Here is a 14,156-nt window from a genome sequence, read left to right as displayed (position 1 = left end):
ACAGTTATCTCAGTTGCACTCAACTTAATGAATCCTCAACATTTAAGAAACTGGTTTACTAATTGCTGTTACTGTACCTCATAACACAGGAAACTGCTGTAGCTTTTTCAAATTCTATTGTGTCCTCACTCTCTATATATTTCTGCAAATCTTTACGAATTGGGTTTTCATCAAGTCCTTTTGTATCAATTACTGAATCGAACTGAGACAAGTTTGAGCCAGATAAAACATCATAGCTCACATAAAGATATATCTTTCTGGGAATAGCAAATTCCTTTAACTGGACATTATTAAGTGCAGCAAAGGTATTTTTGATCCATGCTTGTTCATTATTTTGATTATCAAAATAAATTTGAGTCAAAGTTCTACTTTCAAGGTTTGCATTATTTAAGGCAGTTTTTTTCAGTATCTCTACTCCTGATTCCTCAAATAGCTCCTTAGCTTTATCAATTATAATAACTTTAGTTTTACCGTTATCAGAAACTGATTTATTAATTCTTTTTAGTTCTATAACATTTCTAATAGCCCTCTCCATTTCTTGAGAAATAATTATTTTATGCTCTGGTTGATTATTATCTTTATTTGCAATATAGTCACAAAACTCAAGAATAATACCTTCCATTTCATCAACTGTATAAGGTTCTATCTCTATATATGTTTTTTCCGCAGCTTTAATAATTACTTCACATATAGTAGTTTTACCTGCTCCTGTTGAAAGTAACTCTTTAATTTCTGTTACATCTTTAGTTTTACCAGCAATAGTTTTGGAAACTTTAAATTCACTTATTAAATTAAATAGATGACAAATAGCTGTCGTTTTTCCTTGACCTATAGTACCTATAAAAGCAATCTTATATTTATCTACACTAAGAATTTTTTCAATTTCATCTAATCGCTCTAACTTGGATTTCAGGTTATTAATGCAAATATGATTAGGTATATTAATATCTGAACCACCCGAAATTTGCTTTATTTCTTTGTTCAAGTTTTGTTTTAAGGATGCAATTTCTTCTTGCCACGTTGTCGTCAACATACTGTTTACTCTGTTTAGATGCTATTTACTTGATATCTACAGTATGCCCACTATGATTAAATAACTAACAAAAGCCTCATAAAACCGCCAAACGCTCTTCTGGTATCCTTTGAGTTACTTGTTCATCAGCAAGGAAGGCGATTGGTTGAGTTTGGAGTTCTAGCAAAAATGGAACAAGAATCTAGATTAACCTCAAAATGCTTTTTATATATCTCATCAAACTATAACCACTGGTAGGTAAATATAAATGCTTTTAAAATAATGAAACATTAAATGATTTAGGGTTTTATCTATGTCGCTACGCAATGAACCTTTAGATTGGCAAGTTGAAACGAATAACCTTTACGTACCGATATATCATCAAGGTAATTTAGTCGGATTTTTTAAACAAGAATATGCGAATGAAATTATTCAATTTTTAAATGAAGAAGAAGTTTTAAAGAAAGCTCTAAAAAAAGCCTGTACTGATTTACTAAAAAAGGCTGGTGGTGATACTAGTAAGGTTAACCACTTAATACAAAAATATATAAAAATTAGTGAACGTCCTAAGTTTGGGACGAGAGCGATCGCACTTTTACTTCAAGAGCGACAAAAAGAACTTGACCTCAACAATCAGGAATTCACTAAATTCTGCGATACATTTAAAATTTCTCCTACAGAACTAAATAATATTTATGCTGGAGAACCTATTGATGATAGTTTGTTAGCACCAATAGCACGGGTTTTAGGAATATCTAAAGAGCGTGTGCAAGAAGTCCGGGATGGTGCAGAAGCAGAAAAAGAGACATAATTAGCTACAGAAAATTATCTAGTAGTACCAATTTGTGAAAACAGAGACCATATTTTATCGCTTGTTTCAAGAATTTCCTGATATCTTCTTTGAATTGATTGGGAATTCTCCTGATACTGCAAGTATTTACCAATTTTCGTCAATTGAGATTAAACAAACATCCTTCAGAATTGATGGGGTATTTGTTCCGAATTTTGAAAGTGAGCAGCCAATTTACTTTGTAGAAGTGCAGTTTCAAGCAGATGAAAGGATTTATGCACGCTTGATGGCAGAAATCTGCTTGTACTTGCGGCAAAATCAACCAGCAAATGATTGGAATGCTGTAGTTTTATACCCTAACAGAAGTGTAGACATAGGAGATATCAAACACTACAGAGAATTCTTTATTAGTCAGCGAGTTAGGCGGATTTATCTTGATGAATTAAGTACCGAAGCATCCCTACCTATTGGTATTGCCACTGTTAAATTAATTGTGACATCTGAGGAGGCAGCGATCGCAGAGGCTAGGGAACTGCTAGAAAGGGCAAAATTAGAGATAAACTCCCCAATCAGACAACAGCAATTATTACAATTAATAGAGACTATATTGTTGTACAAGTTTCCAACAATCACTAAAGAGGAGATGGAGGAAATGTTTAACCTCAGTGAATTAAGGAATACCAGATATTTTCAGGATGTTTTTCAGGAAGGCAAAGAAGAAGGTAAACAGGAAGGTATAGAAGAAGGTCAACGTCAAGAAAAGTTAAGAATGGTTCCTCGCTTTTTGAAGCTGGGTTTATCTGTGGAACAAGTGGCTGAGGAACTTGGTTTAACTGTTGAAGAAGTACAGCAAGCCGCACAAAATTCGTAATTAACTAAAATCAAGCGGTATCAGAGTTTTATTACAGCTTACTCGGAGGAATTCTTGGTTAATTTTTGTTAATATTGGACACGGTGTTGGTACTTCGTCCTTAACCATATATTTCCTACCAGAGAGAAACTCGATGCTGCGACTCGAACATATCAGTAAAATTTATCCTACAGGCGAAGTCCTGAAGGACATCAACTGGGAAGTTAAACCAGGCGATCGCATTGGCTTAGTTGGCGTTAACGGTGCAGGAAAATCTACCCAGTTAAAAATCATCTCTGGGGAAATTGAACCTACCGCCGGCGAAATCATTCGTCCTGCTAGTTTGCATATTGCTTACCTCAATCAAGAGTTTGAAGTCGATCCCACTCGCACTGTTAGAGAAGAATTTTGGACAGTATTTAAGGAAGCAAACGAAGTACAGTTATCTCTGACGCAAGTGCAGCACGATATGCAAACTGCAACACCAGAGGAACTGGATAAATTAATTCACAAGTTAGATCGTTTGCAGCGTCAGTTTGAAGCTTTGGATGGTTACGGTTTAGAAGCACGCATCGGCAAGATTTTACCAGAGATGGGTTTTGAGCAAGAAGATGGCGATCGCCTCGTCAGTGCTTTCTCTGGTGGTTGGCAGATGCGGATGAGTTTGGGTAAAATCCTGCTGCAAGCACCCGATTTGTTACTGTTAGACGAGCCTACAAACCATTTAGACTTAGAAACTATCGAGTGGCTAGAAAATTACCTGAAAGGCTTGACAACGCCGATGGTAATAGTTTCCCACGACCGAGAATTTTTAGACCGCCTCTGCACTCAAATAGTGGAAACTGAACGCGGCGTTTCTAGTACATACTTAGGTAACTACTCAGCATACCTGCAACAAAAAGCGGAAAATCAAGTAGCACAATTGAATGCTTACGAACGTCAGCAAAAAGAACTGGAAAAACAGCAAGCCTTTGTTGACAGATTCCGCGCTAGTGCTACCCGCAGTACCCAGGCGAAAAGCCGGGAAAAGCAACTGGACAAAGTTGAGCGTATTGAAGCACCCACCTCTGGAGTGAGAACCCTGCATTTTCGTTTTCCTCCCGCACCCCGTAGCGGACGGGAAGTAGTGACCATTAAAGATTTAACTCATACCTACGATGATAAAATCTTATTTTTGGGAGCAAATCTGCTTATTGAAAGGGGCGATCGCATTGCTTTTTTAGGCCCCAACGGTGCAGGAAAATCTACCTTATTGCGAATAATTATCGGTACGGAAACACCCACCGAAGGCATAGTAAATTTAGGCGATCATAACGTTATTCCAGGTTATTTTGAGCAAAATCAAGCCGAAGCTTTGGACTTGAAAAAAACAGTTATGGAAACTATTCATGATGAGGTTCCTGACTGGAAAAACGAGGAAGTTCGTACCCTGCTCGGCAAATTTTTATTCTCAGGCGATACTGTATTTAAATCGGTTGAAGCTTTAAGCGGAGGAGAAAAAGCACGTTTAGCCTTGGCAAAAATGCTATTGCGTCCAGCGAATTTGCTTATATTAGATGAGCCTACCAATCATCTAGATATTCCAGCAAAGGAAATGTTGGAAGAAGCACTGCAAAACTATGATGGGACTGCAATTGTAGTTTCTCACGACCGTTATTTTATTTCTCAGGTAGCCAACAAAATTGTGGAAATTCGGGATGGTGAATTCCGAGTTTATTTAGGAGATTATCACTATTACCTGACTAAAATTGCTGAGGAAAAAGAAGAAGCAAGATTAGCTGCTATAGCTGCGGAAAAAGCTGCTAAAAAAGCTTCCAAAGCTGCTAAAACTTCTGCAAAGAAGAAATAAAATATCAAGTTAGTAGTAGCACATCTGCTTCACTACTAACTGATCAACTGGTTTGGAATATCACAAAATATATGCAAAAGCTGCGAAAAGTAAAAAAAGCCTAAAAATTTTGTCAATAAGTCATAAATTAAGTTAATAAGCAGAAATCCACTTGCACCTGTGGTTAGCAGTGGTATCATTCGGGTATTACAAAAAGTAAAGGGCAATTTTACTATGACCAAAGCACCTGTTGCTCCTGTGGTGCTAGTCATTTTAGACGGATGGGGCTACTGCGAGGAGACGCGAGGCAACGCTATTGTGGCGGCTAAAACGCCGATAATGGACAGCTTATGGGCGGCGTACCCGCATACCCTCATCCGCACATCAGGAAAAGCCGTAGGCTTGCCAGAGGGTCAAATGGGTAACTCAGAAGTTGGTCATTTGAATATTGGCGCTGGGCGAGTTGTACCACAAGAACTTGTACGCATCTCGGATGCCGTGGAAGACGGTTCAATCCTCAGTAACCCTGCACTGGTTAAAATTTGCCAGGAAGTTCGCTCTAAAAATGGCAAGCTGCACTTAGTTGGTCTTTGTTCTGATGGAGGGGTACACTCGCATATTACCCACCTGTTTGGACTACTTGACTTAGCCAAGGATCAGCGAATTTCAGAAGTTTGTATCCACGCTATTACTGACGGTCGTGATACTTCCCCTAGCGAAGGGATAAAAGCTATCCAACAACTGCAAGATTACATTAATCGGGTGGGGATTGGGCGTATAGCTACCCTCAGCGGCCGCTACTATGCAATGGATCGCGATCACCGCTGGGATCGAGTCAAGCGGGCTTACGATATCATGACACAAGATGGCGCAGGCGATGGACGAACAGCCGCACAAGTCTTGCAAGCATCTTACGCTGAAGGGGTGACAGACGAGTTTATTAACCCAGTCCGCATTGCTCCTGGCGCAGTTGAACCAGGAGACGGGGTAATATTTTTCAACTTCCGGCCTGACCGTGCTAGACAGTTGACTCAAGCCTTTGTAAGTACTGAATTCACAGGTTTTGAACGCCAGCCAATTCAGCGACTATCCTTTGTTACATTTACTCAGTACGATTCAGACCTACCAGTGACGGTAGCTTTTGAGCCGCAGAATTTGACGAATATTCTCGGTGAAGTCATTGCTAATCATGGTCTGAATCAGTTCCGGACTGCGGAAACAGAAAAATACGCTCACGTCACTTACTTCTTTAACGGTGGTTTAGAAGAACCTTTCGTTGGCGAAGACCGCGAACTTGTCAGCAGTCCGATGGTAGCGACTTACGACAAAGCCCCTACTATGTCAGCAGAAGCTGTCACAGATGTAGCGATCGCCGCTATTCAAAAAGGCATATACTCCTTAGTTGTGATTAACTATGCCAACCCAGACATGGTAGGGCATACTGGTCAAATGCCAGCCACAATCACAGCGATTGAAGAAGTAGATCGTTGTGTAGGTCGCCTCCTGGAAAGCATCATCAAAGCTGGCGGTACAACAATTATTACCGCCGATCACGGCAACGCTGAGTATATGCTAGATGAAGAGGGTAATTCCTGGACGGCTCATACTACCAATCCAGTACCATTGATTTTGGTGGAAGGCGAAAAAGCTAAAATACCTGGACACGGGACAAATGTCGAACTGCGTAGCGATGGCAAGCTAGCTGACATTGCACCTACCATTCTTGATATTTTACAGCTGCCTCAGCCAGAAGAAATGACCGGGCGATCGCTGGTCAAACCAGTAGAATTTGACTTAAAGCGGAATCGCACCCCTATGCCAATTGGTCTGTAAATAACTTTCAGAGAAAACAGTTAGCTGTTTTCTCTGTTCTAGTTTTTTCGTTTTCAAACCGTTATAAATGAGATTATTAGCATGACAGTTACAAGCATCGTACAAATTATTTGGGCATTAGCTGCCCTGGGAATGATTGTTTTAGTATTGCTCCACAGTCCTAAAGGCGATGGTATTGGTGCTATTGGTGGACAAGCCCAATTATTTAGCAGCACCAAGAGTGCAGAAAATACCTTAAACCGAATTACTTGGGCTTTAACAGTCATTTTCCTTGGTTTAACAGTAGTTTTGAGTGCAGGTTGGCTACCTAAATAAGGATAGGGAAATGGGGAAAATTACCCTACACCCGATATTAAATAATAGAAAATTACTAACAGCCTTTGTCTTAACTATAAGTACAGGGCTGTTAATTATTTTGGCTAACTTTCCATCCAACGCTACCTCTTTACCTTCCCCAAAACTCCATCCCTTACCATCTACCTTGGTTCAGTGGAAAGATATTACAAACAGTGGTGATTACTTTTCCCAAGTTGAAACAACCGAAGTAGGTTATTTAATTTGGTCAAAATTTCCAATTCGAGTTTATGTAGAACAACCAACAGCAGTAAATAATCAACAGGCTGAAGCGTGGGTCAAAAGTGTTTTGCAGGCTGTGCAGGAATGGAGTGTTTACTTACCTTTAACAGTAGTAGAAAAGCCAGAGATTGCTGATATTAAAATTGAGCGAAAAGCACCGCCATTAAAACTTTCACCAGATAAAAAAATCCCTCGTGCGCGTTCTGCTTTAACTAGTTACCAGTTGTATACCAGCAACAACTTTTTATTCCACCGTTTTACTATTCTCTTGAGTCCTAGTCAGACAGGTAATTATGTCGTTGCGGCTGCACGCCATGAACTTGGCCACGCCTTGGGAATTTGGGGTCATAGTCTATCACAAACTGATGCTTTGTATTTTTCCCAAGTTCGCAACCCGCCGACTATTTCCTCTAGAGATGTAAATACTTTGAAGCGAGTTTATCAACAGCCAACAAGTTTAGGCTGGCCTTTAATTGATAATTCAAAGATGAATTGACCCATGTCGGGCATTAGGGGTAAATGGGTGAAAAGATGAGGAGGTGAGAATATATTCTGTCAATATCTGATTAATTAGTGCTTGATATCCCTTTTTACCAGCTTTCGCCTCGAAGTACTCCACAATAAACTTTTAAGCTCCCCAACTAAGATGTACAGGTCGCTGTACTAATACTTCCTTATACAATTCTTCTAGCTGAGTAATATTTTTATCTAAGGTATATCGCTCTAAAACGCGATTTCTAGCTTTTTGTCCTAGTAGAGTTGTTAACTCTGGATGGTCTTGGCAAAGTGGTAATAGGGTTTTTAATTGCGATCGCACTGTTTTAGTATTTAAAACTATACCTGCCCCTTTTTCTAATACTTCGCCATCTGCACCTACATCTGTCGCTATACAAGCAACTCCACAAGACATTGCTTCTAATAAAGATAGAGACAAACCTTCTACTATAGAAGGCAAAATAAATACATCTGCACCACGTAATATTTCAATACGTCTATCTTCTTCAGCTACAAACCCTAACCAAATGATGCCGTATTCTAAACCATAAAATGGTTCTAAAGAAGCTCTTAAAGGCCCATCACCCACAATTAATAACTTGCTCTCGGAACCCATATACGATTGTTTCCAAGCACGGAGGAGGGCTTCAACATTTTTTTCTGGTGCTATTCTCCCTTGATAAACAAACAAACGTTCTGCGTTAAATTCTGTTTTAACTGGAGAATATTTTGGAGAATACTTATGACTATCTACACCATTGGGAATTACGGCAATATTTTCTCGCCGCACACCCATGTTTGCCAGCAATTCTCGCTGAATTTGAGAAAAGACAATTACGCGATCGTAGTTATCTAAAAAAGGCGCATACAACTGATAAGCTAAAAGTTGTGTTCCCGATATAAGTTTTGCCCCTTTACCTGCAAACGGTGTATGGAAAGTCGCAATTAAAGGCACATTTATTTGTTCACAAATTTCTGGTAGGAAAAAATCTAGGGGAGATAAAGTTAAAGAAGCATGAACAATATCAGGCTTAATTTCTCTTAAAGATTCTGTTAGAACTTTGGTTGCTTTCAGCGCGGGAATTGTATAAACCTGAGACTTGTAAATGAAGGGTAGAGGAACTTCTTGGAATTTAGGCCAGTTATCCGGTTCAGGCTCTTCTTGAGCAAAGTGTAAGAAACTAACTTGATGTCCCCTATCTAGCAAAGCATTTGTAATCTCTCGGCTGTAGGTGACATTGCCACAAAACGGTGATTTTTTTCCAATCCAAGCTATACGCATTCTTTAAAGTTAGTAATAAGAAAGCTGGTTTTATCTATTAGTTTTGCGCCTTAGCTGTTTTAATTCTATCCTGATTTTATTTGATGCTTTTGGTATCAAAAATACACATACATAAAATTTCTATAGCCAGTAATTAGCTCAAAAAAACAATTAATTTCCAGCTTGGTTAATTTTACTGACTAAGTAGCTATTCTGCACTTAAAATGCAATTTTCTTTTGGGCGATATCAGGTTTATTCTCAGCAATTAGGCACTAAATTATTTGTGACTTCAGTTTACCATGAAATCAAAATCAATAATTTATTATTGTCTGTTTCAAATTATTAGTGAGAAATCCTATTGATTTATAAATACTTTCTAGAGTTATACCAGGTGAAGATACCACCAAAGAACACGATCGCAGCTAATCCTAGAAAAACTACCTTTAAACCTACAAATGTTTCTGCTACACCTGCTAATGCCAAAGGTAAGGTCAAAGCAATATTAATCACATTATTTTGCAGCCCAAATACTTTACCCCGCATTTCTGGTGGAGTTTCTGTTTGAATGGTAGTTTGCATAGGAATGCCAACTAATGCGCCAAAGATACCCAAGGTAGCCACCAACAAAAGAACTAGCCATAGTTGTGTCGTAAATAAAGCCAGACCAATTAAAGATACAGCCATACCTAAACAACCAAATAATCCCAGTTGAGAATAGGAGAAGCGTTGTCCAAACTGACCAAGCATTGTTGCGCCAGCCGCAATACCAACACCACCTGCTGCTAGTAAAAAACCAAACTGTGAAGCTTTAAGATGAGGAATGATTTCTGCCATACGAACTGCTAAGACAGTTAATGCTGCAAAGACAGAAAACAAAATAATCAGTCTAACTAAAGCATTGCGGACGTAATGATTGGTTTTGAGGTAAGAAAAACCATCGTGTAAATCTGAGAAAACGTGTGGAAATTCGGTATCAGGAGCGTGCGGCTTTTCCTGTGTAACTAACAGCATTAAAATTATGCCAGCGATCGCATAACTGCCACCCACCAAAATTTCTTTACCCAATCCATTGCTACCACCAAGTTGCTCCCAAATTCCATCAGCGATCGCTAAAATAGGTTCACCAATTGCAAATCCAATAATCACCGATGCCATCATCGTTGTTGTATATAGGGAGTTGGCAGAAAGTAAATCTTGTTGTTCCACCACTAAAGGAATTGCTGCTTGTTCTGCTGGGGCAAAAAACTGCGTCAGCGTAGAAACTAAAAATGTTAACCCTAAAATAATTGCAAAACCTACTGGCAAAACTCCGATGGGTTTCCAATCATGGGTCAACCACAGCAGAAAAGGAATTGCTAGCACCAAAAGTCCCCGCCAAATATTTGTTGCTACCAAAACTGCCTTTTTCGGCCACCGATCTACAAATACTCCAGCAACAGAACCAAACAATACTGCTGGGATTGTAAACGCCATCATCAAAGCTGAAACCCAAGCACTAATGCTCTGACTGCCTGCTTGGAAATTAGCATGAATTAAAGCAATCATTAATACTAAATAAACTTTATCAGCCAGTTGGCAAAAGACTTGTCCACCCCAAAGTGCTAAAAAATTGGGATTTTTCAAAACAGGCAAAAATCCCTTTGGTTGTGATTTCTCTGGTTTAATTGTCCCACCAGAGCCATTTGATCCTATTTTTTCTAAGCTAGAATCAACTGGCAAATGATGCCCATTGTCACTTTTATCAGCATTAATTAACTGGGGAGCATTTTGTTCTTCATATTCTCTAGTCACATCAGTTTTTGACTTTTCTGATACCCAGCTTGTGTCATTTGCCGAAATGTCTTGGTTTGACATTTCGGGGTTATGCATTGCACTATTTGTAGAAGTTGGAACTACTTTTAAATGATTATTTACTGTAGAAGATGGTGGCTTATCTGGTTTTTTAGTACTACTTGGTGATAAAGGCTGGATTTTTCTATCCAAATTAGATGGTTGCATCATGGTTGGCAGCAAAATAAGAGTCAATCAGGGTAGCGGAGCGAATAGAGTGGCCTAAATGATATTGAGCATACTGGCGCAAAATTTGCTCAATAGATAACCAGTCATTATCTCTAACTGCATCAATTTGCATTATCTCTGGTTGTGAGATCTGTTGGAGCATCACAAATTCTTTAGCGTTCAAACGACAAGAAATTACTGGAATTTCCTGCCGATGGACAACAGTCTGGTAACTAGGGATAGAAGTGTTCGGGGATGCAGAAAGCTTTGGATTTTCTTTATTGTCCCATCTTTCCCTCTCCCGTTGCTTACGTAAACTTTCCCAGGCTTCTAAGCAAATCGCTCCACCAGTAGGGACACTGAACCCTACTTGCCAGTTGGGATTTGTCAGGTCTGGTTTAAGAGAACGTTGAGTCAGACAACATTTTTGTATTTGTGGCGTTAGTCCTGCTAAGGTCAAAAGCTGAAATACCCCATGAGATAGGTAAGCATAAATACCTGATGTTTCTGTTTTTGGCAAAGTTTCCAACCGCTCAAGGTGTTCATTGAGCAAATCATAAAGTTCTTCTTGGGGTTGTTCACTCAAAGCCTGACACAGGACTATTTCTGCTAAATATTGAGCAGCCGCTAATTTTCCTAAATCCTTGGCTAAACCAGGATATGTTTTTAAGGTTTGGGCTTGGGTAATTTTGTCAAGCGATCGCCCCTTCGCAATCAATAGCTCATTTACGACAAACATCCCACTCCTACCGCCAAGGCTAGAGTTGTGCTTACGCGCCCCAGGTGCTACTGCGCGAATTAGACCGAACTCTTGTGTCAAAATAGTCACTATTCTGTCTGACTCTCCTAGTACCTGGGTTTTCAGATTAATTCCAGTTGCTTTATAAGTTCTATTCATTACTCTTAGCCATTAGTCATTAGTTATTAGTCACTGCTCATTAGTCATAGACAAAGAACAAATTACAAACAACAAATGACTATTTTTCTTTTTCCAGGTTATCGCGCTGACGGATCAAATCGATACCGCGAGATGTGCCTAATCTAGTAGCACCCGCTAGGATTAAGTCTAAAGCTTGCTCGTAAGTCCGAATACCCCCTGAAGCTTTAATTCCTATACTTTCTCGTACCAATTCTTTCAAAAGACGTACATCTGCTACAGTAGCACCACCATTCAAACCTGTACTAGTTTTGATAAATGCTGCCCCCGCATCCATACATAGTTCTGTGGCTAGTTTTTTTTCTGCATCTGTCAGCAGACTAGTTTCCAAAATTACTTTGACTGTTTGCCCGGTTTCTTCACAAATCTCGGCAATTTCTTGATGAACTTCCTCTGTTTTCCCACTCTTTAACCAGCCTAAGTTAAGCACTACATCTAACTCAGTCGCTCCATTTTCCACAGCTTCTTGAGCCTCATACAACTTAACTGCTGAAGTTGTCGCCCCATGCGGAAAGCCAATCACCGTACAAACTTTTGGCGTTTTCCCCTTAAGAAATTCTGCTGCTTGCTTGACGTGGGTAGGATAAATGCAAACTGTTGCAAAATTATATCTATATGCTTGTTCACACCATTGCTCAACCTGCTCTGGAGTAGCCGTAGGCGTTAGCAGGGCGTGATCGATGAATGGCGCAATATCAATATCTGGATAGTCTGCTGCCATTGAGTATTCTGCCAATAAAGGATTATTAAACTTTATAAAATATTAAGTCGTTTTTTATATTTTAAACTATATTTGTGACAATTTTCTCTCAAAAATAGCTACTTTTATAGTTTAATCTTCCAGAGCTTTTGATTTTCTTTAATTATTGTAACTATTTTAATTAAAATCAAAACAAAATATTATTTGTTTATAAATCAGTATTTAATGAAAACTAGGTTTTTTAGGAAATTAAATTTTTAGCGTAAAAATGCAAAGGCGCAAAGTTGTTCTTAGCACCTTTGCGCGAAATTAACCAACAGCCTTCTCAGCACCAACGAGTTCAACCTGCTGTGTCTGTGGCAATAAATGCTTCACACCCTGCTTAACAAAACCTTGCAGAAAAGCCATCTGCTGATTTTTATGAAACACTTTTTGTAGTGTTTGGCGTAATTTATCAAGATTTAAAGCAGTTCCAGAATCTAGTGCTATTTCTTGTTGCTCAAAATATTCAACTAGACTCAACCCTGCTACTCTGGTGAGATAAGCAGCACTAACACCCTGTACTAAACCACCAGCAACAAAGGTAATAGCGTTACTCTTAAGAACCGTGCTGACGGCTTTAGTAGAAAGTTCTACTAAACCTAATTTCAGCATCAAACTTCCCATTGTTCCAGCTACAGTTTGTGCCTGTTCTAGAGATAACTTCTGCTGATAAATATTACCTAAATCGATTACCATTTGGGCATTAATTGCCGCAGTCGCCAGTATATCTAAAGCTGGTATTGGGTTAGCAAAGGCTGTAGCCGCAGCTATCCATTGATATTGTTCAATAACTGGAGTAGCGCGATCGCATCTGGTTTTATTCAACCAATTTTTTGACTCAGCTTTCAACGCCCAAGCTTTTCTCATGGTGGTTGTCCACACTAACTTTTGACCTTGCTGCACCAAAACAGCATTTAATTGCTGCGTTAGTTGTTCAATGTCTGGTGCTGGTTGTTGCATCCATTCTTGTACAGAACCATCAGTCTCATGTTTCCGCACTTTGATAAGAATGGGAGATACAGTCGTAGCTACTACATGGCTTTGCATTCTTTGTTGTAACGACAGCAAAACACTAGCACGTTCATCGGCTAAATACTGGTCTTGTTTGTTAAACACCAGAATTATAGATTGATTTGCTGCCTTTAGTTGTTGTAAGCTTTGAAATTCTGTATCTGTCAAGTCACCGTTTGTAAGAAACAGAACTAAATCAGATTTTGACACTTCTGCCAAAACGGCTGCATCTGACTTATCAGTTGTCTCTCTAAACAAAGGTACTGTCTCTTGAAATTGGAATTTTTCTTGCCAACCACTAGACTTAAGTAATTGCACTAAAGTACTTTTACCGACAGATTTACCGCCAGTCACAGCAATTTTTAACTCTTGTCTGTCTAACTCAGAGAACAACTGTGTTAATTGTTCTCGCAATTTAGTTAAGGCAGTAAGGTTTTCTGCTTCTTGTGCTAGTTGATTAATTACTGCTTCGGCTTTAGCGATCGCACTTTCTGCTGTTGCCCGATCTACAGGTGTACAATCTACCTGTTCTACACTGGCTTTTGGGCGACTTTTCTGCCATAACCACAAGCCACCACCAACCGCTAGGCTACTTAATAAACCAAATTCACCTAGCTGTAATATGGAATCATGCCAACTTTGTAGTATCCAAAGGGAAAAGGAAAGACCTAATCCTCCCACTAAAATTGGTCGGTCTAACTTCACAACCATTATTCTCCGCGCTTTTTGGCAGGTTTTACTTCAGAATAGATCAAAACCTTGCTTTGCAAATCAAACAGTCGAACATACACAATTTTCTTTACCGAAAGATACTTGTAAAAT

The 14,156-nt window shown here is 39.2% G+C and carries 12 protein-coding genes; 6 read left to right on the top strand and 6 right to left on the bottom strand.

The features are described from left to right. Nucleotides 1-58: 58 nt before the first annotated feature. On the bottom strand, nucleotides 59-1,033 hold the full coding sequence (locus tag H6G76_RS24840; RefSeq protein ID WP_190707020.1) for an AAA family ATPase: 975 nt from the start codon (nucleotides 1,031-1,033) through the stop codon (nucleotides 59-61). A gap of 292 nt (nucleotides 1,034-1,325) precedes the next feature. Here H6G76_RS24840 and H6G76_RS24835 point away from each other — a divergent pair, with 292 nt between their 5' ends. The 6 genes from H6G76_RS24835 to H6G76_RS24810 all read left to right on the top strand — a co-directional run bounded on the left by H6G76_RS24835 (nucleotide 1,326) and on the right by H6G76_RS24810 (nucleotide 7,385). Further along, the gene (locus tag H6G76_RS24835; protein ID WP_190707017.1) at nucleotides 1,326-1,823 is read left to right on the top strand and encodes a hypothetical protein; all 498 of its coding nucleotides are present in this window, start codon (nucleotides 1,326-1,328) and stop codon (nucleotides 1,821-1,823) included. A gap of 34 nt (nucleotides 1,824-1,857) precedes the next feature. Further along, a complete protein-coding gene (locus tag H6G76_RS24830; RefSeq protein ID WP_190707014.1) occupies nucleotides 1,858-2,673 on the top strand; it encodes an Rpn family recombination-promoting nuclease/putative transposase in 816 nt (271 codons plus the stop codon). Nucleotides 2,674-2,806: 133 nt separating this feature from the next. After that, nucleotides 2,807-4,501 (top strand): ABC-F family ATP-binding cassette domain-containing protein, encoded by a 1,695-nt coding sequence (locus H6G76_RS24825; protein ID WP_190707011.1) that lies wholly within the window; start codon nucleotides 2,807-2,809, stop codon nucleotides 4,499-4,501. 213 nt (nucleotides 4,502-4,714) lie between these two features. Continuing rightward, a complete protein-coding gene (gene gpmI, locus H6G76_RS24820) occupies nucleotides 4,715-6,313 on the top strand; it encodes a 2,3-bisphosphoglycerate-independent phosphoglycerate mutase (protein WP_190707008.1) in 1,599 nt (532 codons plus the stop codon). Between the two features lie 81 nt (nucleotides 6,314-6,394). After that, nucleotides 6,395-6,628: a preprotein translocase subunit SecG gene (gene secG / locus H6G76_RS24815; protein WP_190707005.1), complete on the top strand. Its 234-nt coding sequence runs from the start codon at nucleotides 6,395-6,397 to the stop codon at nucleotides 6,626-6,628. 10 nt (nucleotides 6,629-6,638) lie between these two features. Continuing rightward, nucleotides 6,639-7,385 (top strand): peptidase, encoded by a 747-nt coding sequence (locus H6G76_RS24810; protein ID WP_190707003.1) that lies wholly within the window; start codon nucleotides 6,639-6,641, stop codon nucleotides 7,383-7,385. A gap of 132 nt (nucleotides 7,386-7,517) precedes the next feature. Here the strand turns inward: H6G76_RS24810 and H6G76_RS24805 are convergent, their stop codons facing one another. The 5 genes from H6G76_RS24805 to H6G76_RS24785 all read right to left on the bottom strand — a co-directional run bounded on the left by H6G76_RS24805 (nucleotide 7,518) and on the right by H6G76_RS24785 (nucleotide 14,045). Further along, nucleotides 7,518-8,666 (bottom strand): glycosyltransferase family 4 protein, encoded by a 1,149-nt coding sequence (locus H6G76_RS24805; protein WP_190707000.1) that lies wholly within the window; start codon nucleotides 8,664-8,666, stop codon nucleotides 7,518-7,520. 343 nt (nucleotides 8,667-9,009) lie between these two features. Then, nucleotides 9,010-10,647 (bottom strand): MFS transporter, encoded by a 1,638-nt coding sequence (locus tag H6G76_RS24800; RefSeq protein WP_397333770.1) that lies wholly within the window; start codon nucleotides 10,645-10,647, stop codon nucleotides 9,010-9,012. After that, nucleotides 10,631-11,542, bottom strand: coding sequence for a DNA repair protein RecO (recO, locus tag H6G76_RS24795; RefSeq protein ID WP_190706997.1), 912 nt, complete (start codon nucleotides 11,540-11,542; stop codon nucleotides 10,631-10,633). The genes H6G76_RS24800 and recO overlap by 17 nt, the downstream gene beginning before the upstream one ends. A gap of 79 nt (nucleotides 11,543-11,621) precedes the next feature. Next, entirely contained in the window at nucleotides 11,622-12,302 is a 681-nt protein-coding gene (gene deoC / locus H6G76_RS24790; protein WP_190706994.1) for a deoxyribose-phosphate aldolase, read from the bottom strand. A 288-nt stretch (nucleotides 12,303-12,590) separates the two neighbouring features. Further along, complete coding sequence (locus tag H6G76_RS24785) at nucleotides 12,591-14,045, bottom strand: YcjF family protein (RefSeq protein ID WP_190706991.1); 1,455 nt, start codon at nucleotides 14,043-14,045, stop codon at nucleotides 12,591-12,593. Nucleotides 14,046-14,156 lie beyond the last annotated feature (111 nt).

The sequence above is a fragment of the Nostoc sp. FACHB-152 genome (genome assembly GCF_014697475.1).
Lineage (GTDB): Bacteria > Cyanobacteriota > Cyanobacteriia > Cyanobacteriales > Nostocaceae > Nostoc_B.
Note: the sequence above shows the minus strand (reverse complement) of the source record. Positions and strands in the feature narration are given on the sequence as shown.